Raw genomic sequence first — 23,424 nt, 5'->3', positions numbered from 1 at the left:
CGCTAGCAAGCGCAAGGATTAGGCACATTTATGTCGCCAGAAAGCTGCCGGTCCGCGGCACTTGGGGAGTTTGGCAGAAAGTTGCCGATTTGCAGGAGGGGATTGGAAGGGTGAGCGCGTGGGGAGCGAATTCAGCATAGGTAGGAGCGAGGGGGACGCCGAGTTCTTGCTCGCGAACAGTCGCGAGCACGAATCCTTCGCGAGCAAGCTCGCTCCTACAGAGGAACGTGCCGGCGGCCGGTCAGGCCAGCTCCTGCCGAACCTGACGCTCAAGCTCGACCTTGAGCCCCGGATCGAGACGCAGCTGGCGGGCCAGCTCTTCGAGGTAGGCGCGCTCCATGAAGTGTTCCTCGTCCACCATCAGCACGCTGGCCAGGTACATCTCGGCGGCCATTTCCGGCGTGGTGGCGGCGCGGGCCACCTCGGCGGGGTCCAGCGGCTTGTTCAGTTCGGCGTCCAGCCAGTAGCGCAGTTCGGCGTCCTGGGTCAGTTTGGCCAGCTCTTCCTCTATCAACTGGCGTTCGCGGGCATCCACATGGCCATCGGCCTTGGCCGCCGCCACCAGCGCTTTGAGGATGGCCTGGCTGTGCTGCTCGGCCTGGGGCGCGGGCAGGCGGTCGAGGGTGCGGGGCTCGTTCTGCGGAGCCGTCGCCTGCTGGGCCTGCCAGTTGCCGTAGGCCTTGTAGGCCAGCACACCAAGCGCCGCCAGGCCGCCATAGGTCAGCGCCTTGCCGCCCAGCTTGCGCGCGCTCTTGTTGCCCAGCAGCAGGCCCAGGGCTCCCGCCGCCAGGGCACCGCCGCCTGCGCCTTGGAGCAGGTTGCCGAGGTCGCTTCCATTGCCGGATTTGCTGGCGGATTTGCCGGCCGCCTTCTGTTGCAGCAGGTCCTGGCCGGATTTGAGCAGTTGGTCGAGCAGTCCGCGGGTAATCATCGATGCCTCCAGGTCATTCCAATTTCACAGATCGACCGACTCTAGCCGCAGGGATTCCTGGCGGCAGTTCGCAGAGTGCTTCGAGATATTGCTGCGGGTCCGCGGGGTGGCGAGATTCTGCATAACCATCTAAAAAAGCGAAACGCTCGTTCAGATTTCGATAAACCCTATTCTTCGGCCGCCATCCAGACGCGAACCACGCCCATGATGACCCTCCGCCAGATCCGCCACTTCATCGCCGTAGCCGAAACCGGCTCCATCTCCGCCGCGGCCCAGGCGGTGTTCATTTCCCAGTCCACCCTGACGCTGGCCATCCAGCAATTGGAAGAAGAGATCGGCGTCAGCCTGTTCAACCGTCACGCCAAGGGCATGTCGCTGACCCACCAGGGCCACCAGTTCCTGCGCCAGGCACACCTGATCCTCGCCACAGTGGAAAACGCCAAGCGCAGCCTGCAGCAGAGTACCGACCAGGTCGCCGGCAGCCTCACCATCGGCGTGACCAGCCTGGTGGCCGGCTACTACCTGGCCGACCTCATCACCCGCTTCCAACGCGCTTACCCCAACGTGAAGACCCGCGTGGTGGAGGACGAGCGCCCGTACATCGAGCACCTGCTGGTCAGCGGTGAGATCGATGTGGGCGTGCTGATCCTCTCCAATCTGGAAGACCGCCACGCGCTGCAGACCGAAGTGCTGACCCACTCCCCCCACCGCCTCTGGCTGCCGGCCCAGCACCCGCTGCTGGAGCGCGACAGCATCGCCCTGGCGGATGTGGCCGGTGAGCCGCTGATCCAGCTCAACGCCGACGAGATGGGCCTGCACACCCAGCGCATCTGGTCCCGCGCCGGGCTCACGCCCCAGGTCACCCTGCGCACCGCCTCGGTGGAAGCGGTGCGAAGCCTGGTGGCGGCGGGCCTCGGCCTGTCGATCCAGCCGGACATGACCTACCGCCCCTGGTCACTGGAGGGCGACATCATCGAGGCCCGCCCGCTGGTGGACCTGGGCGCCCCACTGGACGTGGGCCTCGCCTGGCGACGGGGCACCGCGCGCCCGGCCCTGGTGGACCCCTTCATCACCGTGGCGCGGGAACAGCCGAACAACCGCAGGCTTTCGATTTAATCGAACGCTACTTTCAATATTTAGAATTTGTCGACCTCCAGCCCGGCCTCTAGTCTCTCCTTCCCATAAGCAGAGGCATGTCGGGCTCCAAGGAGCACGGGATGACCACAGAACAAAAGTCCGAGAAGAAAAGAGCCAGTAAGATGACCGGCGCCACCAGCACCCCGACCCTGCACACCGAACTGCTGATCGACGGCCAGCTCGTCATCGGCGAAGGGTTGGCCGAGCCGATCATCAACCCCGCCAGCGGCGAAACCCTGGTGGCCATCGCCGAAGCCTCCATCGAGCAGGTGGAAGTCGCCGTCGCCGCCGCCCATCGCGCCTTCACCAGCTGGTCGCGTACCACGCCCGCGCAACGCGCCACCGCCCTGCTGGCCATTGCCGACGCCATCGAGAAACGCGCCGATCAGCTTTCCCGCCTGGAAGCCCTGAACTGCGGCAAGCCTCTGCACCTGGCGCGCCAGGACGACATCCCCGCCACCGCCGACGTATTCCGCTTCTTCGCCGGCGCCGTGCGCTGCCAGCAGGGCCAGCTCGCCGGTGAGTACGTGCCCGGCCACACCAGCCTGGTGCGCCGCGACCCGGTGGGCGTTGTGGCGTCCATCGCCCCCTGGAACTACCCGCTGATGATGGCGGCCTGGAAGATCGCCCCGGCGCTGGCTGCCGGCAATACGCTGATCTTCAAGCCCTCAGAGCACACACCGCTGTCCATTCTGGCCCTCGCGCCGGCGCTGGCGGAAATACTCCCGCCGGGGGTGATCAACATCCTCTGTGGCGGCGGCGACAGTGTCGGCAGCCAGTTAGTGGGCCACCCGCGCGTGCGTATGGTGTCGCTGACTGGCGACATCGTCACCGGCCAGAAGATTCTCCAGACCGCCGCGCGCACCCTGAAGCGCACCCACCTGGAACTGGGCGGCAAGGCTCCCGTGATCGTCTGTAATGACGCCGACATCGATGCCGTGGTCCAGGGCGTGCGCACCCACGGCTACTACAACGCCGGGCAGGACTGCACCGCCGCCTGCCGCATCTACGCCCAGGCCGGCATCCACGACCGCCTGGTGAGCGAACTGGGCGAGGCCGTGGCCAGCCTGCGCTTTGCCCGCAAGCGTGACCTGGACAACGAAATGCCCCCGCTGATCAGCTCGCGCCAGCGCGACCGCGTGGCCAGCTTCGTCGAGCGCGCCCTGGGCCAGCCCCACATCGAACGCGTCACCGGCGCCGCCGTGCACTCCGGTGCGGGCTTCTACTACCAGCCCACCCTGCTGGCCGGCTGCAAGCAGCAGGACGAGATCGTCCAGCGCGAAGTCTTCGGCCCGGTGGTCACCGTCACCCGCTTCGACGACCTGGCCCAGGCCGTGGATTGGGCCAACGACTCCGAGTACGGCCTGGCGTCCTCCGTCTGGACGCAGAACCTGGACAAGGCCATGCAAGTAGCTGCACGGCTGCAGTACGGCTGCACCTGGATCAACACCCATTTCATGCTGGCCAGCGAGATGCCCCACGGCGGGCTCAAGCGCTCCGGCTATGGCAAGGACCTGTCCAGCGACTCGCTGCAGGACTACAGCGTGGTGCGCCACATTATGGCCCGCCACGGCACGGACCTCTGAGTGCCTGCCCATGGCCAGCTGCGCGTCGGCGATACAGCGTCAAGAACAGCCTCGAAATGCTCATTTGCAACAGCAAACTCCGCTTTCTCGACAGTTCTTTCCTCGTCTCGCTCTAGCTCGCAAGGCCATGAACAGGCTTGGAAAATTAGAAGGAACAAAGGCCTCTGAGGCCGGCTGTACCCGCTTCATCTGCCCCGACCAATAACGAAAAAGAGGGAACAACATGTCCGTGCGCAAAACCGCCCTGCTCAGCGCAGTGGCCACCGCCATCCTCGCCAGCGGCAGCCTGCAGGCCGCCGAAGCCCTGAAACAAGTCGGCGCCGGCGAAGGCCAGCTCGACATCATTGCCTGGCCCGGCTACATCGAGCGCGGCGAGTCGGACAAGAACTACGACTGGGTCACCCAGTTCGAGAAAGACAGCGGTTGCAAGGTCAACGTGAAGACCGCTGCCACCTCCGACGAGATGGTCAGCCTGATGGCCAAGGGCGGCTATGACCTGGTTACAGCCTCCGGCGACGCCTCCCTGCGCCTGATCTACGGCAAGCGCGTACAGCCGATCAATCCGGAGCTGATCCCCAACCTGAAGAACCTCGACCCGCGCCTGAAGGACGCGCCCTGGTTCACCGTCGACGGCAAGTCCTACGGCACCCCCTACCAGTGGGGCCCGAACCTGCTGATGTACAACACCAAGGCCTTCACCACGGCCCCGGACAGCTGGAGCGCGGTGTTCGAGCCGCAGCAACTGGCCGACGGCAAGGCCAACAAGGGCCGCGTGCAGGCCTACGACGGCCCGATCTACATCGCCGACGCCGCGCTCTACCTGAAGTCCGCCAAGCCGGAACTGGGCATCCAGGACCCGTACCAGCTGACCGAAGAGCAGTACACCGCCGTGCTCGACCTGCTGCGCAAGCAACATGGTCTGGTGCACCGCTACTGGCACGACGCGACCGTGCAGATGAGCGACTTCAAGAACGAAGGCGTGGCTGCCTCCAGCACCTGGGGCTACATGGCCAACACCCTGAAAGCCGAAGGTCAGCCTGTGGCCACCGTCGTGCCGAAGGAAGGCGTCACCGGCTGGGCCGACACCACCATGCTGCACGTCGATGCCAAGCACCCGAGCTGCGCCTACAAGTGGATGAACTGGTCGCTGGAGCCCAAGGTCCAGGGCGACGTCGCCGCCTGGTTCGGTTCCCTGCCCGCCGCCCCGGAAGGCTGCAAGGCCAGCGCCCTGCTCGGCGCCGAAGGCCGCACCACCAACGGCTTCGATCAGTTCGACAAGATCGCCTTCTGGAAAACCCCGCAGGCCGAGGGCGGCAAGTTCGTCCCGTATAGCCGCTGGACCCAGGACTACATCGCCATTATGGGCGGTCGCTGATAGCTCCCCTCTCCCGCTTGCGGGAGAGGGGCTGGGGGTGAGGGTAGCCAGGCATCGCTCGGTATTGCCCTCTCCCCAGCCCTCTCCCTGAAGGGAGAAGGAGTTTGTTCGTACTCGCCTGGAAACACCGAGCGGCTGACATAACCCTCATCCGCACGCGGCCCGCCTAGCCCTCTCCCAGAGCGAGAGGGAGTTTGTCCGAGCCACCTGAAATTCCCGCAGGGTCTCCACCGCGAGGCCCCGCCCAAGTCATGTCTTTTTTTTCGCGTCACCGGAGCACCACACCATGACACTTGCTGTCCAGTTCACTCAGGTTTCCCGCCAGTTCGGCGAGGTCAAGGCCGTCGACCGGGTATCCATCGATATCAAGGACGGCGAGTTCTTCTCCATGCTCGGCCCATCCGGCTCGGGCAAGACCACCTGCCTGCGCCTGATCGCCGGTTTCGAGCAGCCCACCTCGGGTTCCATCCGCATCCACGGTGAAGAAGCCGCTGGCCTGCCGCCCTACGAGCGCGACGTGAACACCGTGTTCCAGGACTACGCCCTGTTCCCCCACATGAACGTGCGCGAGAACGTCGCCTACGGCCTCAAGGTGAAGGGCGTGGCGAAGGCCGAGCGCCTGGCCCGCGCCGAGGAAGCCCTCGGTATGGTTGCCCTGGCCGGCTACGGCGACCGCAAGCCGGCGCAGCTGTCCGGTGGCCAGCGCCAGCGCGTGGCCCTAGCCCGCGCCCTGGTCAACCGCCCGCGTGTGCTGCTGCTGGACGAACCCCTCGGTGCCCTGGACCTCAAGCTGCGCGAGCAAATGCAGAGCGAGCTGAAGAAGCTGCAGCGCCAGCTCGGCATCACTTTCATCTTCGTCACCCACGACCAGGGTGAGGCGCTGTCCATGTCCGACCGCGTGGCCGTATTCAACAAGGGCCGCATCGAGCAGGTGGACACCCCGCGCAACCTCTACATGAAACCGGCCACGCCCTTCGTCGCCGAGTTCGTCGGTACCTCCAACGTGCTGCGCGGCGACGTCGCGCGTCAGCTCACCGGTGTCGAGCAGCCCTTCTCCATTCGCCCCGAGCACATCCGCTTCGCCCATGGCGAGCGCAACGGCAGCGATGTGGAAATCAGCGGCCTGCTTCACGACATCCAGTACCAGGGCGCCGCCACCCGCTACGAAATCCGCCTGGATAACGGCCAGAACCTCTGCATCAGCCTGCCCAACAGCCAGTGGCAGGACGCCGCGCCGCTGCACCAGCAGGGCCAGGTGGTCACCGCCCGCTGGGCGCGCGATGCCATGGTCCAGCTGACCGAGGGCGCGTGACATGGAACTGACCCTCAACGCCGAGCGGCCACGCGCCGCCAATGGCCTGATGCGCAGGTTCTCGGGCCTGCTCTATCGCCGGCCGACCCTGTACCTCTCGCTGCTGCTGGTGCCGCCGCTGCTGTGGTTCGGCGCCATCTACCTGGGCTCGCTGCTGACGCTGCTCTGGCAGGGTTTCTACACCTTTGACGACTTCACCATGTCGGTGTCGACGGACCTGACCCTGGTGAACTTCGGCGCACTGTTCCAGGCCGCCAACTTCGACATCATCGTGCGCACGCTGAGCATGGCCGTCGCCGTGTCCATCGCCAGCGCCGCCCTGGCCTTCCCCATCGCCTACTACATGGCGCGCTACACCACGGGCAAGACCAAGGCGTTCTTCTACATCGCGGTGATGATGCCCATGTGGGCCAGCTACATCGTCAAGGCCTACGCCTGGACCCTGCTGCTGGCCAAGGGCGGCGTGGTGATGTGGTTCGTCCAGGCGCTGCACCTGCAGCCCGTGCTGGAGCTGCTGCTGGGCGTGCCCGGCGTCGGCGGCAGCACCCTGTCCACCTCGCACCTCGGGCGCTTCCTGGTGTTCGTGTACATCTGGCTGCCGTTCATGATCCTGCCGATCCAGGCGTCCCTCGAGCGCCTGCCGCCGTCGCTGCTGCAAGCCTCGGCCGACCTCGGTGCGCACCCGCGCCAGACCTTCATGCAGGTGATCCTGCCGCTGTCCATTCCGGGTATCGCCGCCGGCTCGATCTTCACCTTCAGCCTGACCCTGGGCGACTTCATCGTGCCGCAGCTGGTAGGCCCGCCCGGCTACTTCATCGGCAGCATGGTCTACGCCCAGCAGGGCGCCATCGGCAACATGCCCATGGCCGCCGCCTTCACCCTGGTGCCGATCGTGCTGATCGCCGTTTACCTGTCCATCGTCAAACGTCTGGGGGCCTTCGATGCACTCTGAGAAAGCGTCCTGGGGCCTGAAAGCGGCCGCCTGGGGCGGGCTGGCATTCCTGCACATCCCGATCCTGATCATCTTCCTGTACGCCTTCAACACCGAAGACGCTGCCTTCAGCTTCCCGCCGCAGGGCTTCACCCTGCACTGGTTCAGCGTCGCCTTCGGCCGCGCCGACGTGGTGGAAGCGATCAAGCTGTCGCTGCAGGTGGCGGTCATCGCCACGCTGATCGCCACGGTGCTCGGCACCCTGGCGGCGGCCGCGCTGTACCGCCGCAGCTTCTTCGGCAAGGAAGGCATCTCGCTGATGCTGATCCTGCCGATCGCCCTGCCCGGCATCATCACCGGCATCGCCCTGCTCTCGGCGTTCAAGGGGCTGGGCATCGAGCCGGGGTTGCTGACCATCGTCATCGGTCACGCCACCTTCTGCGTGGTGATCGTCCACAACAACGTGATCGCGCGCTTCCGCCGCACCTCCCACAGCCTCATCGAAGCCTCGATGGACCTGGGCGCCGACGGCTGGCAGACCTTCCGCCACATCATCCTGCCGAACCTCGGCTCGGCCCTGCTGGCGGGCGGCATGCTGGCGTTCGCGTTGTCGTTCGACGAGATCATCGTCACCACCTTCACCGCCGGCCACGAACGCACCCTGCCGATCTGGCTGCTCAACCAACTCAGCCGCCCGCGCGACGTCCCCGTGACCAACGTGGTAGCCATGCTGGTGATGCTGGTGACCATGCTGCCCATCCTCGCCGCCTACTACCTGACCAAGGGTGGCGAGAGCGTGGCGGGTAGCGGGAAGTAACCCCATGCACGCCCTCTCTCCGGCTTTTCTCCCCTCTACCGCTTGCGGGAGAGGGGCCGGGGGAGAGGGCAGTCCGAGCCACACCGAATTTCCCTCACCCCAACCCCTCTCCCAGCGGGAGAGGGGCTAGACCGAACGAGGACTTAGCCCATGCAAACCAAACTCCTGATCAACGGCCAGCTCGTCGCCGGTGAAGGCCCCAGCCTCGCCGTGCTCAACCCGTCCCTGGGCACCGCCCTGGTGGAAATCGCCGAGGCCAGCCCGGCCCAGGTCGATGCCGCCGTGCGCGCCGCCGACGCCGCCTTCCCTGCCTGGTCGCAGACCTCGCCCAAGGACCGCGCCACCCTGCTGCTGAAACTCGCCGACCGCATCGACGCCCATGCCGACGAACTGGCCCGCCTGGAGTCGCAGAACTGCGGCAAGCCTTTCACCGCCGCGCTGAATGACGAACTGCCGGCCATCGCCGACGTGTTCCGCTTCTTCGCCGGTGCCAGCCGTTGCATGAGCGGCTCCGCTGCCGGCGAATACCTGCCCGGCCATACCTCGATGATCCGTCGCGACCCGGTAGGCGTGGTCGCCTCCATTGCGCCGTGGAACTACCCGCTGATGATGGCCGCCTGGAAACTCGGCCCGGCGCTCGCCGCCGGCAACACCGTGGTCCTCAAGCCTTCCGAGCAGACCCCGCTGACCGCCCTCAAGCTGGCTGAATTCATAGCCGAAATCTTCCCCGCCGGCGTGGTGAACATGGTCTTCGGCCGTGGCCCGAGCGTCGGTGAACCGCTGACCACCCACCCGAAGGTGCGCATGGTTTCGCTCACCGGCTCGGTCGCCACTGGCAGCCGGATCATCGCCGGCACCGCCGACAGCGTGAAACGTATGCACATGGAACTGGGCGGCAAGGCCCCGGTGATCATCTTCGACGACGCCGACATCGACGCCGCCGTCGAAGGCATCCGCACCTTCGGCTTCTACAACGCCGGCCAGGACTGCACCGCCGCCTGCCGCATCTATGCGCAGAAAGGCATCTACGAGAAGTTCGTGGCCAAGCTCGGCGAGGCCGTCGGCAGCATCAAGACCGGCCTGCAGGACGACCCGGACACCGAACTCGGCCCGCTGATCACCGAGCAGCACCTGGAGCGCGTCGAAGGCTTCGTCCAGCGCGCCAGCGCCGTGCCGCACATCACTGTCGTCACCGGTGGAAAACGCGTCGATGGCCCGGGCTTCTTCTTCCAGCCCACCGTGCTCGCCGGCGCCCGCCAGGACGACGAGATCGTCCGCCGCGAAGTGTTCGGCCCGGTGGTGTCGGTCACCGCCTTCGACGATGAGGAACAGGTGCTGGAGTGGGCCAACGATTCCGACTACGGCCTGGCCTCCTCCCTCTGGACCGCTGATGTAGGCCGCGCCCACCGCCTGTCCGCGCGCCTGCAGTACGGCTGCACCTGGGTCAACACTCATTTCATGCTGGTCAGCGAAATGCCCCACGGCGGCGTGAAGCACTCCGGCTACGGCAAGGACATGTCCATGTACGGGCTGGAGGACTACACCGCCATTCGCCATGTGATGTTCAAGCATTAACCAGCTGTTCGCTCCTCCTGTGGGAGCGACTTCAGTCGCTATGCAGGTCGCAGGCCTGCCCTGGGAAACCTCGGGGCAGCTACGCCGCCCTTAGCGATTGAAATCGCCCCCACAGAAAAGCCAAGCAAAAATGCTCCACAGGCAGTACCCGCGAAAACCACCAGGAGAACAAGCAATGCGTAACACCTTGCGTAATTTCAGCTTCATCCTGTTTTGCGCCATGGCCGGCATGGCCCAGGCGGCTGACGATGCCAAGGCCATAGTCGATGGCTACATGGCTGCCTGGAACGCCCACGACGCCGACAAGGCCGCCAGCTTCCTGGCCGAGGACGCGGAATACTTCGATGCCACCGTCGGCACGCCGCAGAAAGGTCGTTCGGCGGCTCGCGACAATGTGATCAAAGTCTTCGTCGGTGCCGTACCCGACCTGAAATGGAAGATGACCAGCGAGCCCATCGTCAGCGCGGACGGCATCGCCTTCCAGTGGGAGTTCGCCGGTACCAACAGCGGTGCCTGGAGTGCCGAAACCCCGGCCACCAACAAGCCGCTGAAGTTCGAAGGCGTGAGCTTCATCCGCGTCAAGAACGGCAAGATCACCTACCAGGGCGACTACTACGACGCCCTCGGATTCAACAAGCAACTCGGCTGGTAAGCCCCTCGCCGGCGCCCGCTCCGGGGCGCCGGCCCTCCCCCGCTCCACCCCGCTCCACGATCGATAACAACTGCCTTGCAAGGATTCGCCATGACCATCACCCGCCGTGACTTCCTCAACGGTGTCGCCCTCACCATTGCCGCCGGCCTGACACCCATGCAACTGCTGCGCGCCGCTCCCGCCAGCCGCTACTACCCGCCCGCCCTCACCGGCCTGCGCGGCAGCCACCCTGGCGCCTTCGAGGTAGCGCACCAGATGGGTTGGGAGAAGAAGAAGTTCGACACCGACGGCCTGCCGGTGAGCGAGGAGTACGACCTGGTGGTGGTCGGCGGTGGCATCAGCGGCCTGGCTGCGGCCTGGTTCTACCGCGAGAAGCAGCCGAACGCGCGCATCCTGATCATCGAGAACCACGACGATTTCGGCGGTCACGCCAAACGCAACGAATTCGAGGCCGGTGGCCGGATGATCCTCGGCTATGGCGGCAGTGAGTCCTTCCAGTCGCCCAACCACCTCTACAGCGGCACCGTGAATAGCCTGCTGACGAAGCTCGGCGTCGATATCAAGCGCTTCGAGACCGCCTTCGACCGCGACTTCTACCCCAACCTCGGGCTGTCCCGCGGGGTGTTCTTCGACAAGGAGAACTTCGGCGTGGACAAGCTGGTGAGCGGCGACCCGACGCCCATGGTGGCCGACGACATCGCCCCGGAAAAACTCAATGCCCGCTCCTGGCGCGCCTTCATCAGCGACTTCCCGCTGCCCGACGCCGACCGCCAGGCGCTGATCGACCTCTACGAGGCGCCCCGCGACTACCTCGCTGGCAAGAGCACCGAGGAGAAGGAAGCTCACCTGGCCAAGACCAGTTACCGCGACTTCCTGCTCAAGGACGTGGGCCTGTCCGAACGCGCCGTGAAGTACTTCCAGAGCCGCACCAACGACTTCTCCGCCCTCAGCATCGACGCCGTGGCCGCCTACGACGCCTACTACGTCGGATTCCCCGGCTTCGCAGCGATGCAATTGCCGCCCATTGGCGAGGAAGCCAAGGCCGAGATGGAAGAGCCGTACATCTACCACTTCCCCGATGGCAACGCCTCGGTAGCGCGCCTGCTGGTGCGCGACCTGATCCCGGCGGTGGCGCCCGGCAAGGGCATGGACGACATCGTCCTGGCGCAGTTCGACTACAGCAAACTGGACGTCGCCGGCAGCCCGGTACGCCTGCGCCTGAACAGCACGGCGGTGAGCGTGAAGAACCGCGAGGGTGGCGTCGACGTCGGCTACAGCCGTGGCGGCCAACTGGCGAACGTGCGCAGCAAGCACTGCGTGCTGGCCTGCTACAACATGATGATCCCGTACCTGCTGCGCGACCTCTCGCCCGAGCAGGCCAATGCCCTCGCCCAGAACGTGAAGTTCCCGCTGGTGTACACCAAGGTGGTGATCCGCAACTGGGAGAGCTTCCAGAAACTCGGCGTGCATGAGATCTACGCCACCACCCAGCCCTACAGCCGGATCAAGCTGGACTATCCGGTGGACCTCGGCGGTTACCAGCACCCGCGCGATCCGAAGCAGCCCATCGGCCTGCACATGGTCTATGTGCCCACCTCGCCGAACGCCGGCATGGACGCCCGCACCCAGGCCCGCACCGGCCGCGCCAAGCTCTACGCCGCGACCTTCGAGCAGCTCGAAGCGCAACTGCGCGACCAGCTCCAGCGCATGCTCGGCCCAGGCGGCTTCGACCACCAGAAGGACATCCTGGCGATCACCGTGAACCGCTGGTCCCACGGCTACGCGTGCTTCTCCAACTCGCTGTTCGACGATGAGCAAGAGAGCGAAAAGACCATGCTGCTGGCGCGCAAACCGGTGGGCAACGTGACCATCGCCAACTCCGACGCGGCGTGGAGTGCCTATGCCCATTCGGCGATAGAAGAAGCCCATCGCGCGGTGGGCGAGCTCGCCTGACCGACCTTCCGTGGCCCGGACCGCCGGGCCACGGTTTCGCGCCGCCACTTGCGGCGCCTTCCTGTCCCAACCCGTTTCGGTAACGCACCATGCAGAGCAGTCCCCGACAGACCCAGGCACCCACGCCGGAAGGCGGCGCCCAGGGCAACTCCACACTCGACCAGGTCAAGCTGCTGATCGACGGCCTGAACAACCGCTGGAACGAGATCAGCAAGGTTTCCGACGTGATCCGCCAGATTGCCAGGAACACCAACCTGGTTGCGCTCAACGCTGCCATCGAGGCGGCCCGTGCCGGCGAACTCGGACGCGGCTTCGCCGTGGTCGCGGACGAGGTTCGGCGCCTGGCCACCCAATCGGCCAACGCCACCGCCGACATTGGCAGCGTGGTCGCTACCATCCGCCAGGAGAGCGAGAAAGCACTGGAGCAGGTGCAGCGGGCGGAAAGCGCCTCGAAGGAAGAAACCGCCGAGGTCCTGCTGGCCCGCGAGGCGCAGCAGTTACAGAGCCAGTTCGCGGTGATGGCGACGGCACTCTATGGCCTCAAGCATTTCATCCTCGGCCTGCATGCCCAGGGCTTTGGCCCGCAGCGCGAGCAGATCGACGCCGTGATGCAGCAATGCCTGCTGCAGAACCCCGGCCTGCTGGCCTTCGCCTGCGCCAGCGAGCCGAACGCCCTGGACGGCCGCGACGCCGAATTCGCCGACCAACCAGGCTACGACCATACCGGCCGCATCATGGCCTACTGGAACCGGGGCGCCGGCGCCATCCAGCGCGAGTGCCTGGTGGGCTATGACGGCGACTGGTACGAACTGCCAAGGCGCAAGGGCCGCGACCTGTTCATGGAGCCCTACGAATACACCGTGGCCGGCAACACGGTGCTGATGACCTCCTTCATGACCCCGATGCTGGCTGGCGGACGCTTCCTCGGCATCCTGGGTGCCGACTACAGCCTGCAGCAGCTTCAGGAGCGCCTGAGCCAGCTGAAGCCGTTCGGCAATGGCCATTACGCGCTGCTGTCCAATGCCGCCCACTTCGTGACCCACCCGGATGGAAAACGACTGGGCACCCCGGCCAACGAACTACCGAGCGATGCACGCAGCGCCATTCGTGATGGCCGGCCGTTGCGCTTCAAGGGCACCGGCAACGCCATCTGCCTGCTGCATCCGATCTTCGTCGGCAACTGCAACGCGCCCTGGTCGTTGTTGTTGCAGTTCGATCCTGAGCAGGGTGGCTAATTCTTCTGTAAGAGCGAATTCATTCGCGAAATGGAATTGCAGCGAGCCGACCTGACACAACCCTCTCCCCCAGCCCCCGCTCTGCGCCCCAGCCTGATCGCTTCGCGCTCAGTCGTTCATCGGCACCGGAAGCGGTGCTTCCGAAAGCGTGCCTCTTCACCCCAGAGGTAGAGGGGTGACTCGCGCCTGGCACTCAACAGCAGTTCTGCACGAGTAACCCCCTCTCCCTGAGGGAGAGGGCCGGGGTGAGGGGGAAAAATCTCAGGCATGTGCCAAGGCTGATCTGAAAGCCTCAACACATAAGCGGCCTACACCCCAGCCGCCCCCGCCAGCCCCTTCTCCGCCAGCCACGCCGGATTGAACAGCCGCCCCGCATACAACCCTCCGCGGTCACAGAGCAGCGTCACCACGCGATGCCCCGGCCCCAGCTCGCGCGCCACCTGCACCGCGGCAGCGAGGTTGATGCCGGACGATCCGCCAACGAACAGCCCCTCCTCCCGCAGCAGGTGATAGACCATCGCCACGCAGGCCGGGTCGTCCACTTGCACAGCGTCGTCAATGGGCGTGCCTTCGAGATTGGCGGTAACGCGCGTGGTGCCAATGCCTTCGGTGATGGAGCTGCCCTCGGCCACCAACTCGCCGCGCTTCACCCAGTTGTACAGGGCGCTGCCCATGGGGTCGGCGAGGACGATGCGGATGTTGGCATCACGCGCCTTGAGGTATCGCGCCACCCCGGCCAGGGTGCCGCCGGTGCCGGTGGCGCAGACAAAGGCATCCAGCCGGCCCTCGGTATCGGCCCAGACTTCCGGACCGGTGGTCTCGAAGTGGGCCTGGCGGTTGGCGGTGTTGTCGAACTGGTTGGCCCAGATGGCGCCGGGCAGCTCGGCAGCCAGGCGGCCGGCGATCTTCTGGTAGTTGTCCGGGTCCTTGTAGGGCTTGGGCGGCACCGGGCGGACTTCTGCGCCGAGGGTACGCAGCAGGTCGAGCTTTTCCGGGGACTGGTTGTCCGGTATCACGATGATGCAGCGATACCCGCGCGCCGCGCAGATGTGTGCCAGGCCGATGCCGGTATTGCCGGCGGTGCCCTCCACCACCGTGCCGCCGGGGAACAGACGTCCCTCGCGCTCGGCGTCGTCGATGATGTAGCGGGCGGCGCGGTCCTTGACCGAGCCGCCGGGGTTGAGGAATTCGGCCTTGGCCAGGATGTCGCAGCCAGTCTCGGCGCTGAGGCTGTCGAGACGCAGCAGGGGCGTATTACCGATGGTGCCGATGAAACCTTCGCGGATCGCCATGCTGCACCTCCTCGAGGAGCATGGGGACGAACAGTTTCAGTCTAGCCGCACGGTCATTCGCCTATGTCTTCGTTCCACAGCTCGGGACGGGCCTCGATGAAGTCTTCCATCAGCTTCACGCACTCGGCGTCCTGCAGTACCTCCAGCGTCACGCCCCGGGAACGCAGCAGCTCCTCCTCCCCCTGGAAGGTGCGGTTCTCGCCGATGATCACCTTGGGAATCCCATAGAGCAGGATCGCCCCGCTGCACATGGAACAGGGCGAAAGCGTGGTGTAGAGCACCGACTCGCGGTAGACGCTGGCGGGCTGACGGCCGGCGTTCTCGAACGCGTCCATCTCGCCGTGCTTGATGGCGCTGCCTTCCTGGATGCGACGATTGTGGCCACGGCCGATGATACGGCCCTTGTGGACGATCACCGAGCCAATGGGAATCCCACCCTCGGCCAGTCCCTGGCGGGCTTCTTCGATGGCGGCTTGCATAAAGGGATCCATGTTCGTTCCTTGTGTTCCCGTGGATTGAGCCACTGGTTTACCCGCCCGGCTGCGGGTCCTGCAAGTCCTGCTTCGCCAACCAGACGCGATAGGCGTTGATCCCCGCCCGCACCGAGCTGAACACCATCGGCGGCTTCAGCTCGCCCAGCTCGCCGGAGCGCTGCAATAGCTCGTAGGCCGGGCCGAACAGGCGGGCGAAACCGAAGTGGACGCCTCTGGCAGCGAGTGTCTGTTTCACTTCGCGCAGGGTGGCGAGGCCGGTGAGGTCGAGGTTGATCATGGTTTCGGCGTTGAGCAGCACTGCGCGGGGATGGTCCGCCTGATCCACCAGGTGCAGCAGGCGCTGCTTGAAATAGTCGGCGTTGAAGAACAGCAGGGGCGCATCGAAGCGGTAGATCATCAGGCCCGGCAAGGTGCTCGCCTGTGGATAACGACTCAGTTCCACCTGGCCGTCGACGCCTTCCATCCAGCCCAGCACCGCATCGGTGGGACGGTAAGTGAGGTACAGCAGGCGCAGCAGGGCCAGGCTTATGGCGACGAAGATGCCCGGTAGCACACCGACGCCCAGTACACCTACCGTGGTCAGCAGGCACAGCCCGCACTCGAAGCGGCTGAGGCGCCAGAACACCTTGAGTGCGCGAAAGTCGATCAGCCCCCAGCCGGCCAGCATCAACACCGCGCCCAGGGCAGCGATGGGCACCCAGGCCAGCGGCCCGTGGAGAAATACCAGTACGACGACTATCACCAGGGCCACGACCACGCTGACCATCTGGGTCTTGCCGCCGACCAGGTCATTCACGGCTGTACGCGAGTCCGCGCCGCTGATGACGAAGGCCTGGGACACCCCGGCGCCGACGTTGGCCAGGCCCAGGGCGATGAACTCATGGTTGGCGTCGATGGCGTAGCCGTGCCGGGCGGCAAAGCTGCGGGCCGTGAGCATGGCGCTGCAGAAGCTGACGATGGTGATACCCGTGGCATCCCGCAGCAGGCTGAGCAACTCGGGGTAACTGGCACGCGGCCAGCTCAGCTCCGGCAGCCCCGCTGGAACCGCGCCCAGCAGTTCCACGCCATAGCGGTCCAGCCCCAGGACGGCGGCCGCCAGCGAAGCCAGCACGATCGCCACCAGGGCCACCGGCAGCCGTGGCCAGCGCCGAGGCAGGAGGATCAGCACGAGCAGGGTCGCCGCCCCCAATGCCAGGGTCGGCAGGTGGGTGTCGGCCAGGTTGCGGATCATCGCCAGCAAGCCGGCGATAAAGCCGCTGGTTTCCGCCTGGTAGCCCAGCAGTTTGCCGAGCTGTCCGGCCAGCAGGCTGAGGCCGATGCCGTTCAGGTAGCCGACGAGGATGGGCCGCGAAAGGAAGCTGGCGATGAAGCCGGCACGAATGAAGCCGGCGACGATGGACAGCAGGCCCACCATCACCGCGACGATCATCGACAGGTGGATCAGCCGCTGCGGATCGCCGGCCGCCAGCGGCGTGATGGCGGCGGCCACCATGGCGGCGGTGGCGGCGTCGGGGCCGACCATCAGCTGCCGGGAGCCACCCACCAGGGCATAGATCAGCATCGGCAGGATGCAGGCATAGAGCCCCACCTGGGCGGGGAAGCCGATGATCTGCGCGTAGGCGATGGCGGTAGGTATCTGTACCGCGGCTACTGACAGGCCCGCCATGAGGTCCGGTCGCAGCCATTCGCGGCGATAGTGGAAACGACTGACGCGATCACGCAGCCTGTGGATAAGCAACATTGGAGCCGTCCGCTTGAGATAACTCCAGAAGCTTAGGCCCACAACGCCGGGGAAGCCCCGGCGCCGCGTCACTTTTGAGAATTATTGATCCTTCTCACAGTTGATCATCCAGGGCACGCCAAAGCGGTCCACCAGCATGCCGAAGCGCGCAGCCCAGAAGGTCTGCGCCAGAGGCATCTGCACCTGACCGCCCTCGGCCAGGGCATTGAACACCCGCTCGGCCTCGACGATTCGGTCGACGTTGATCGAAACGCTGATGCCGCTGATGCCCTGGAAAGGTGCCTGGGGCGGGCAGTCCGAGCCCATGATCACCTGGTCACCCACGGCCAGGCGGGCATGCATGATCTTGTCGCGGAAGTTCTCCGGCACATCGCCGCAGGCGGGGCTCTCGGCGAAGGTCAGGAAAGCTTCGAGGGTGCCGTTGAGCACCTTGGCGTAGAACTGGAAGGCAGGGCCGCACTGGCCATCGAACGTGAGGTAGGGGTCGATTTTCATGATGGTCTCCTGTCCGTGCTTTTCAGCGATCACTGCTGTTTGGCTTTCTCGAAGACGCGTTGTTCCTGCTCGCGCAATTCGGGGGTGAACTCAGCGCCGAAGTCCTCGGCCTCGAACACCTGGCGGATCTCGATTTCGGAATCGGACAGCATCGGGTTGGGGCAACGCTTGACCCACTCGATGCACTCTTCCAGGGAATTGACCTTGAACAGCCAGAAACCGGCGATCAGTTCCTTGGTTTCCGCGAAGGGGCCGTCGACGACGGCGCGATCCTTGCCCTTGAACTGCACGCGCGCGCCTTTGGAGCTGGGGTGCAGGCCCTCACCGGCGAGCAGGATGCCGGCATTGACCAGCTCTTCGTTGTACTGGCCCATGGCCGTGAGCAGCTCCGTGCTGGGCATGATGCCGGCTTCCGATTCCTTGGTTGCTTTGACTATCACCATGAAGCGCATTGTTGTTCTCCTGTTGGGTGGCATGAACGCCAGCCTGCGGCCGCTGCCTGCTGACTGTGCTAATTGGTCGAAGGGGAAACGACGAGATCGACAACAGGCCGAGAATATTTTTCGAGGGCGCAGGACTGGAACAGCGTAGCCCTGGATGGAGAAGTTGCGCGGATGGGGTGACGGGTGAGCGAGTAGCTGCATTGGCGGTAGGAGCTGGCTTGCCAGCGAATGGCCCCTTTTCGCTAGCAAGCTAGCTCCTACAAGGCGCCTATTTCTGGGGTTGGCGCAGCGATCCGGGCACGCTACGCGCGCCTTGTTGGGCTTCGCTTCGCTCTGCACCAACCTACAGGGGAGGTGCGCTTTTGTAGGGTGGATCACGCTTCATCGATCCACCGTCGGCGGCAGAAGCCGCCATTGGCGTCAGCGCGGCGCGATGTGGGCGACCATCAGCTGCACGCTTTCCTGGCCGCGGAATTCGTTCACGTCCAGCTTGTAGGCCAGTTCGGCCCAGCGGACGCTGGCGTTGGGCCATTGCTCGCGGTCGATGTTGAAGGCGATGCCGTCCAGTTGTACCGAGCCGCATTCGCTCTTCAGCACCAATTTCAGGTGGCGCTCGCCGACCAGGCGCTGCTGGACGATCTGGAACACGCCGTGGAACACCGGCTCGGGGAAGTGCTGACCCCAGGGGCCGGCCAGGCGCAGGGCGCGGGCCAGTTCCAGGTGGAATTCCTCGATGCTCAGTTGACCGTCGGAGAGCAGGCGGCCGGTGAGGTCATCTTCATCGAGCTGGCGACGGGTCTCGGCGTCGAAGGCAGCAGCGAAGGCGCCGAAGTTTTCCACAGGCAGGGACAAGCCGGCCGCCATGGCGTGACCGCCGAATTTGCTGATCAGTCCCGGATGGCGGGCGGCGACCGCATCCAGCGCATCGCGGATGTGGAAGCCCGGCACCGAACGCGCCGAGCCCTTGAGCAGGCCATCACCCGCGTCGGCGAAGGCGATGGTCGGGCGGTGGTAACGCTCTTTCAGGCGCGAGGCGAGGATGCCGATCACGCCCTGGTGCCAGTCCGGCTCGAAGATGCAGAGGCCGAAGGGCATGTCTTCGATGGGCAGGTTCTTCAGCTGGGCCAGTGCCTCGCGCTGCATGCCCTGTTCGATGGCCTTGCGGTCCTGGTTGAGCTGGTCCAGTTGCACGGCCATGTCACGGGCCAGGGCCTCGTCTTCGCAGAGCAGGCATTCGATGCCCAGGCTCATGTCGTCCAGGCGGCCGGCGGCGTTCAGGCGCGGGCCGAGGATGAAGCCGAGGTCGGTGGAGGTGATACGTCCTGCCGGCCGCCCGGCAACTTCGAGGATCGCCTTGAGGCCGGCACGGGCACGACCGGCGCGGATGCGCGCCAGGCCCTGGTGAACCAGGATGCGGTTGTTGGCATCCAGGGGCACCACGTCGGCCACGCTGCCCAGGGCCACCAGGTCGAGCAGGTCGCCGAGGTTGGGTTCCTTGAGGCCGGCGCGGGCGAACCAGTCCAGCTCGCGCAGGCGTGCGCGCAGCGCCATCAGCACGTAGAAGATGACGCCGACACCGGCCAGGGACTTGCTCGGGAAATCACAACCAGGCTGGTTGGGATTGACGATGGCGTCCGCCACCGGCAGTTCCGGCCCCGGCAGGTGGTGGTCGGTGACCAGCACCTTGAGCCCGGCAGCCTTGGCGGCGGCCACACCTTCGACGCTGGAAATGCCGTTATCCACGGTCACCAGCAGGTCGGGACGACGCTCCAGGGCCACGGCGACGATTTCCGGGGTCAGGCCGTAGCCGTATTCGAAGCGGTTGGGGACCAGGTAGTCGACATGGAAGGCGCCGAGCATGCGCAGGCCAAGTACGCCGACGCTGCTGGCGGTGGCCCCATCGGCATCGAAGTCGCCGACGTAGAGGATGCGCTGGCGCTTTTCCAGCGCTTCCACCAGCAGAGCCACAGCCGCATCGATGCCCTTGAGCTGCTGATAGGGGATCAACCGCGCCAGGCTCTTGTCCAGCTCGGCCACCGATTGCACGCCACGGGACGCATAGAGGCGGGTCAACAGCGGTGGCAGGTCGCCCAGGTCGGGCAGGACATCAGGCAGGGCGCGGTGTTCGATACGCATGGCAGGTCCAATCTTTGAATCGACTTCCCCTCTCCCTCCCGGGAAAGGGCCTTGGGGCGAGGGCTTGGCGCCCTACCCCCGGAAATCCTCCGGATTTCCGATCAACGCTCGCCGGCGAGCCACTCCAGCGGGATCTCGTGCTGGCCGCGCTCATCGGTGATGAACAGCTCACCGTCGCTGATCATCACGCTCCAGCTCACCGAACGCGGCAGGTCGCGGGCCAGTTCTTCCAGGGCTTCCTGGTTGACGCCGACAACGTTGATGTTTTTCAGGTTGCGCACACCGTCCAGGACCTTGGTCTGCCACACGCGCAGGTTGCCGTAGGCCACCAGGCTGAAGCGCTCGGTGCGGCGCGAGCACCAGGTGATGCGCTCGGCATCCGGCTGGCCCACTTCGATCCAGTGCAGGACGCGGTCATCCAGGCTCTTTTCCCACAGCGCGGGCTCATCCACGTCCGACAGGCCACGGCCGAAGGACAGCTGCTCGTGGTACCAGAGGGCATAGGCGATCAGGCGCACGGCCAGGCGTTCTTCGGTTTCCGAGGGGTGCTTGGCAACGGTGAAGCGCAGGTTCTCGTAGACGCTGCGGTCCAGGTCCGTGAGGTTGAGCTCGACTTTGTAAGGGGTCGCTTGGAGGGCCATGGCGGGCTTCTTGGTTATTCGCGGAGGGCGGCAAGTCTACCCTGATTCCGCGGCCATGGCTGGGCCTTCCGGCTAATCGGCGGGATAGCGCTGGATGCGGTTGCGGCCCTTGTCCTTGGCGGCATAGAGCGCGTCGTCGGCCAGGGAAAGCAGGCGGAACAGGTCGTAGCCGGCTTCTTTGGAGCTGACGATGCCGATGCTGACGCTGAGCTCGCCCGGCTCCTGGAACGGCAGTTCGGCGAATTCGCGGCGGATGCGCTCGGCCACCTGGGCGCCCGCTTCGTCGTCGGCGTCGGCCAGCAGGCAGGCGAACTCCTCCCCGCCGATGCGGCCGAACACATCCTGCTTGCGCATGCTGCCCACGGCGATCCGGGTGAAGGCCACCAGGGCCTCATCGCCGGTGGCATGCCCATAGTTGTCGTTGAGGCGCTTGAAGTGGTCGAGGTCGCACAGCAGTAGGGCCACAGGCTCTCCCCGATGCTCGCAGCTTTCCAGCAGGTATTCGCCGGTGGTCATGAAGGCGCGGCGGTTGCCGACGCCGGTGAGGGGGTCGCAGTAGGCGGCGGCGCGGAACTTCAGCTCGGCGCGTTCCTTGACCATGGACAGGGTGACGAAGGAGATGCCGATGGCGTAGAGCAGGGTCTCGAACACCAGCAGGGAGAAGAAGTTGGCGCTCTGCCCGCTGCTGGCCACCGCCGCGTCGAAGGGCATGCCGCGGTCGACGATGATACGCACGCAGTAAAAGCCCATGTGGAAGAGGGTCAGGGCCAGGGCCGGCAGGTAGGCGACCTCCAGGCTCTGGCGGCTGCGCCACAGCTCGTAGGCACTGAGGCCGGTGTAGCAGACGGTGATCAGCGAACCGACCGCGATGCGCACCGTGAGGGATTCGTAGAACGCCGGATTGAGGCAGAGCACCGTCCAGATCACCGCGCCGGCGCAGATGCCCGGCACATGCGGCGAGCGCCCGGCGAATACGCGCATGGTGGTCCAGGTCATGGCCGCGCTGATGTGCAGCACCACGTTGCCGAACACCAGCGGCAGGTAATCCACCCCCATGCCGCGCAGGCTGCCCAGGATGGTGCCCAGCACGCCGAGCAGCAGCGCGGCGGACAGGTAGCCCAGGGTCGGCTCGCGACGGCCACGGCGCCAGGCGTGGAGCATGAGAATGCCCACCAGCGCGAGGATGTAGATATCCACAAGCACCAGGGTAGGCACATTCAGTTGCATGGTCCCTCCTCCCGGCGCGTACTGGGCGACAAGCGGCAGAGGGTGGCAGCACGTGTTGGCATGGCGTTCGGCGTGTGCGAATCGGGGTCCTGCCAAGCACTTTAAGTCGCCCTGCACAGGGGCGCCAGCGGTAAACCGGACTGTTCGCGGCTGGCCCCGCGGAGTAGAGTCGCCGCCATCGCCTGGACCCTGGATATCCCGATGAACGTCGCTGCAAAACCCCTCGCCGGCCTCAAAGTGATCGAGCTCGGCACGCTGATCGCCGGTCCCTTCGCCTCGCGCCTGTGCGCGGAGTTCGGCGCTGAAGTCATCAAGATCGAATCACCCGACGGCGGCGACCCGCTGCGCAAGTGGCGCAAGCTGTATGAAGGCACGTCGCTCTGGTGGTTCGTGCAGGCACGCAACAAGAAGTCGCTGACGCTGAATCTCAAGCACCCGGAAGGCCAGGAGATCCTCAAGAAACTGCTGGCCGAGGCGGACATCCTCATCGAGAACTTCCGCCCTGGCGTGCTGGAAAAGCTGGGGCTGGGCTGGGACGTGATCCATGCGCTCAACCCGAAGCTGGTGATGGTGCGGCTGTCCGGCTTCGGCCAGAGCGGCCCGTACAAGGACCAACCGGGCTTCGGTGCGGTTGGCGAGTCCATGGGCGGGCTGCGCTACATCACTGGTTTCGAGGACCGCCCGCCAGTACGCACGGGCATTTCCATCGGCGACTCCATCGCCGCGCTCTGGGGCGTGATCGGCGCGCTCATGGCCCTGCGTCACCGCGAGGTGAACGGCGGCCAGGGCCAGGTGGTGGACGTGGCGCTCTACGAAGCGGTGTTCGCCATGATGGAAAGCATGGTGCCGGAGTTCGATGTGTTCGGTTTCATCCGCGAACGCACCGGCAACATCATGCCCGGCATCACTCCCTCCTCCATCCACACCGCCGCCGATGGCCGCCATGTGCAGATCGGCGCCAACGGCGATGCCATCTTCAAGCGCTTCATGCTGGGCATCGGCCGCGAGGACCTGGCCAACGATCCGACCCTGGCCAGCAACGATGGCCGCGACGCCCGCCGCGATGAACTCTACGGCGTGATCGACCGCTGGGTCGGCTCACTGCCGCTGGACGAAGTGCTGGCCGTGCTGAACCGCGCCGAAGTACCGGCCAGCCGAATTTTCTCCGCCGAGGACATGTTCGCCGACCCGCAATTCCTCGCCCGCGAGATGTTCCTCTCGGCGAAGCTGCCGGATGGCAAGCCGTTCAAGATGCCGGGCATTGTGCCCAAGCTCTCCGACACGCCCGGCTCGACCGAATGGATCGGCCCGGAGCTGGGCGAGCACAACGCCGAAGTGCTCTCGGGGTTGGGCTACAGCACCGAGCAGATAGCGGCGCTGAAGGGGGATGGGGCGATTTGATCGCGGGGATGCTGCGCATCCCTTGGCGAATGAATTCGCCCCTACAAAGT

General features: G+C 65.6%; 20 protein-coding genes. 11 read left to right on the top strand and 9 right to left on the bottom strand.

The annotated features are described in order from the left end of the window. Positions 1-241: 241 nt before the first annotated feature. A complete protein-coding gene (locus E8F06_RS13730; protein WP_280368051.1) occupies positions 242-931 on the bottom strand; it encodes a tellurite resistance TerB family protein in 690 nt (229 codons plus the stop codon). 204 nt (positions 932-1,135) lie between these two features. Between E8F06_RS13730 and E8F06_RS13725 the strand changes: the two genes are divergently transcribed. The 10 genes from E8F06_RS13725 (at position 1,136) to E8F06_RS13680 (ending at position 13,504) form a co-directional block, all read left to right on the top strand. After that, complete coding sequence (locus E8F06_RS13725; RefSeq protein ID WP_280368049.1) at positions 1,136-2,047, top strand: LysR family transcriptional regulator; 912 nt, start codon at positions 1,136-1,138, stop codon at positions 2,045-2,047. Between the two features lie 101 nt (positions 2,048-2,148). Continuing rightward, complete coding sequence (locus E8F06_RS13720; RefSeq protein WP_280368046.1) at positions 2,149-3,654, top strand: gamma-aminobutyraldehyde dehydrogenase; 1,506 nt, start codon at positions 2,149-2,151, stop codon at positions 3,652-3,654. 223 nt (positions 3,655-3,877) lie between these two features. Then, on the top strand, positions 3,878-5,029 hold the full coding sequence (ydcS, locus tag E8F06_RS13715) for a putative ABC transporter substrate-binding protein YdcS (protein WP_280368043.1): 1,152 nt from the start codon (positions 3,878-3,880) through the stop codon (positions 5,027-5,029). A 286-nt stretch (positions 5,030-5,315) separates the two neighbouring features. Next, positions 5,316-6,341 carry an ABC transporter ATP-binding protein gene (locus E8F06_RS13710; RefSeq protein WP_179060348.1) on the top strand — a complete coding sequence of 342 codons (1,026 nt, stop codon included), beginning with the start codon at positions 5,316-5,318 and terminating at the stop codon, positions 6,339-6,341. Between the two features lies 1 nt (position 6,342). After that, positions 6,343-7,293: an ABC transporter permease gene (locus E8F06_RS13705; protein WP_179060349.1), complete on the top strand. Its 951-nt coding sequence runs from the start codon at positions 6,343-6,345 to the stop codon at positions 7,291-7,293. Beyond that, the gene (locus E8F06_RS13700; RefSeq protein WP_280368038.1) at positions 7,283-8,089 is read left to right on the top strand and encodes an ABC transporter permease; all 807 of its coding nucleotides are present in this window, start codon (positions 7,283-7,285) and stop codon (positions 8,087-8,089) included. The genes E8F06_RS13705 and E8F06_RS13700 overlap by 11 nt, the downstream gene beginning before the upstream one ends. Positions 8,090-8,239: 150 nt before the next feature. Further along, on the top strand, positions 8,240-9,664 hold the full coding sequence (locus E8F06_RS13695; protein WP_280368037.1) for a gamma-aminobutyraldehyde dehydrogenase: 1,425 nt from the start codon (positions 8,240-8,242) through the stop codon (positions 9,662-9,664). 175 nt (positions 9,665-9,839) lie between these two features. Next, positions 9,840-10,316, top strand: a complete 477-nt coding sequence (locus E8F06_RS13690; RefSeq protein WP_280368035.1) for an ester cyclase — start codon at positions 9,840-9,842, stop codon at positions 10,314-10,316. A 90-nt stretch (positions 10,317-10,406) separates the two neighbouring features. Beyond that, entirely contained in the window at positions 10,407-12,269 is a 1,863-nt protein-coding gene (locus E8F06_RS13685; RefSeq protein ID WP_280368033.1) for an NAD(P)/FAD-dependent oxidoreductase, read from the top strand. A gap of 89 nt (positions 12,270-12,358) precedes the next feature. Beyond that, positions 12,359-13,504, top strand: a complete 1,146-nt coding sequence (locus tag E8F06_RS13680; RefSeq protein WP_280368031.1) for a methyl-accepting chemotaxis protein — start codon at positions 12,359-12,361, stop codon at positions 13,502-13,504. A gap of 308 nt (positions 13,505-13,812) precedes the next feature. On the opposite strand, the gene E8F06_RS13675 is transcribed toward E8F06_RS13680, so the two are convergent. From E8F06_RS13675 to E8F06_RS13640, 8 genes are all read right to left on the bottom strand, one after another. Next, complete coding sequence (locus tag E8F06_RS13675) at positions 13,813-14,796, bottom strand: cysteine synthase A (RefSeq protein WP_280368029.1); 984 nt, start codon at positions 14,794-14,796, stop codon at positions 13,813-13,815. 53 nt (positions 14,797-14,849) lie between these two features. Continuing rightward, a complete protein-coding gene (locus tag E8F06_RS13670; protein WP_280368027.1) occupies positions 14,850-15,287 on the bottom strand; it encodes a nucleoside deaminase in 438 nt (145 codons plus the stop codon). A gap of 37 nt (positions 15,288-15,324) precedes the next feature. Beyond that, positions 15,325-17,031 (bottom strand): SulP family inorganic anion transporter, encoded by a 1,707-nt coding sequence (locus E8F06_RS13665; protein ID WP_280368025.1) that lies wholly within the window; start codon positions 17,029-17,031, stop codon positions 15,325-15,327. Positions 17,032-17,112: 81 nt separating this feature from the next. After that, entirely contained in the window at positions 17,113-17,526 is a 414-nt protein-coding gene (locus E8F06_RS13660) for a VOC family protein (protein WP_280368023.1), read from the bottom strand. A gap of 29 nt (positions 17,527-17,555) precedes the next feature. Beyond that, positions 17,556-17,978 (bottom strand): YciI family protein, encoded by a 423-nt coding sequence (locus tag E8F06_RS13655; protein ID WP_280368020.1) that lies wholly within the window; start codon positions 17,976-17,978, stop codon positions 17,556-17,558. 411 nt (positions 17,979-18,389) lie between these two features. After that, on the bottom strand, positions 18,390-20,105 hold the full coding sequence (gene recJ / locus E8F06_RS13650) for a single-stranded-DNA-specific exonuclease RecJ (protein WP_280368018.1): 1,716 nt from the start codon (positions 20,103-20,105) through the stop codon (positions 18,390-18,392). A 101-nt stretch (positions 20,106-20,206) separates the two neighbouring features. Further along, a complete protein-coding gene (locus E8F06_RS13645; protein WP_280368015.1) occupies positions 20,207-20,746 on the bottom strand; it encodes a YaeQ family protein in 540 nt (179 codons plus the stop codon). 72 nt (positions 20,747-20,818) lie between these two features. Further along, positions 20,819-21,973, bottom strand: coding sequence for a GGDEF domain-containing protein (locus E8F06_RS13640; RefSeq protein WP_280368013.1), 1,155 nt, complete (start codon positions 21,971-21,973; stop codon positions 20,819-20,821). A 201-nt stretch (positions 21,974-22,174) separates the two neighbouring features. Here E8F06_RS13640 and E8F06_RS13635 point away from each other — a divergent pair, with 201 nt between their 5' ends. Next, the gene (locus tag E8F06_RS13635) at positions 22,175-23,374 is read left to right on the top strand and encodes a CaiB/BaiF CoA-transferase family protein (protein WP_280368010.1); all 1,200 of its coding nucleotides are present in this window, start codon (positions 22,175-22,177) and stop codon (positions 23,372-23,374) included. The last annotated feature ends 50 nt before the right edge of the window (positions 23,375-23,424 follow it).

This window comes from Pseudomonas sp. BN411 (assembly GCF_029871235.1).
GTDB lineage: Bacteria > Pseudomonadota > Gammaproteobacteria > Pseudomonadales > Pseudomonadaceae > Metapseudomonas.
This window is presented reverse-complemented; position numbering and strand designations above follow the sequence as displayed.

Excerpts from the sequence above, each read along its gene's own strand:
- E8F06_RS13695 (WP_280368037.1), top strand. The coding sequence starts at position 8,240 with ATGCAAACCAAACTCCTGATCAACGGCCAGCTCGTCGCCGGTGAAGGC.
- E8F06_RS13635 (WP_280368010.1), top strand. The coding sequence starts at position 22,175 with ATGAACGTCGCTGCAAAACCCCTCGCCGGCCTCAAAGTGATCGAGCTC.
- E8F06_RS13670 (WP_280368027.1), bottom strand. The coding sequence starts at position 15,287 with ATGGATCCCTTTATGCAAGCCGCCATCGAAGAAGCCCGCCAGGGACTG.
- recJ (WP_280368018.1), bottom strand. The coding sequence starts at position 20,105 with ATGCGTATCGAACACCGCGCCCTGCCTGATGTCCTGCCCGACCTGGGC.
- E8F06_RS13660 (WP_280368023.1), bottom strand. The coding sequence starts at position 17,526 with ATGAAAATCGACCCCTACCTCACGTTCGATGGCCAGTGCGGCCCTGCC.
- E8F06_RS13700 (WP_280368038.1), top strand. The coding sequence starts at position 7,283 with ATGCACTCTGAGAAAGCGTCCTGGGGCCTGAAAGCGGCCGCCTGGGGC.
- E8F06_RS13665 (WP_280368025.1), bottom strand. The coding sequence starts at position 17,031 with ATGTTGCTTATCCACAGGCTGCGTGATCGCGTCAGTCGTTTCCACTAT.
- E8F06_RS13640 (WP_280368013.1), bottom strand. The coding sequence starts at position 21,973 with ATGCAACTGAATGTGCCTACCCTGGTGCTTGTGGATATCTACATCCTC.
- E8F06_RS13710 (WP_179060348.1), top strand. The coding sequence starts at position 5,316 with ATGACACTTGCTGTCCAGTTCACTCAGGTTTCCCGCCAGTTCGGCGAG.
- E8F06_RS13725 (WP_280368049.1), top strand. The coding sequence starts at position 1,136 with ATGATGACCCTCCGCCAGATCCGCCACTTCATCGCCGTAGCCGAAACC.
- E8F06_RS13685 (WP_280368033.1), top strand. The coding sequence starts at position 10,407 with ATGACCATCACCCGCCGTGACTTCCTCAACGGTGTCGCCCTCACCATT.
- E8F06_RS13690 (WP_280368035.1), top strand. The coding sequence starts at position 9,840 with ATGCGTAACACCTTGCGTAATTTCAGCTTCATCCTGTTTTGCGCCATG.
- E8F06_RS13680 (WP_280368031.1), top strand. The coding sequence starts at position 12,359 with ATGCAGAGCAGTCCCCGACAGACCCAGGCACCCACGCCGGAAGGCGGC.
- ydcS (WP_280368043.1), top strand. The coding sequence starts at position 3,878 with ATGTCCGTGCGCAAAACCGCCCTGCTCAGCGCAGTGGCCACCGCCATC.
- E8F06_RS13720 (WP_280368046.1), top strand. The coding sequence starts at position 2,149 with ATGACCACAGAACAAAAGTCCGAGAAGAAAAGAGCCAGTAAGATGACC.
- E8F06_RS13675 (WP_280368029.1), bottom strand. The coding sequence starts at position 14,796 with ATGGCGATCCGCGAAGGTTTCATCGGCACCATCGGTAATACGCCCCTG.
- E8F06_RS13645 (WP_280368015.1), bottom strand. The coding sequence starts at position 20,746 with ATGGCCCTCCAAGCGACCCCTTACAAAGTCGAGCTCAACCTCACGGAC.
- E8F06_RS13655 (WP_280368020.1), bottom strand. The coding sequence starts at position 17,978 with ATGCGCTTCATGGTGATAGTCAAAGCAACCAAGGAATCGGAAGCCGGC.
- E8F06_RS13705 (WP_179060349.1), top strand. The coding sequence starts at position 6,343 with ATGGAACTGACCCTCAACGCCGAGCGGCCACGCGCCGCCAATGGCCTG.
- E8F06_RS13730 (WP_280368051.1), bottom strand. The coding sequence starts at position 931 with ATGATTACCCGCGGACTGCTCGACCAACTGCTCAAATCCGGCCAGGAC.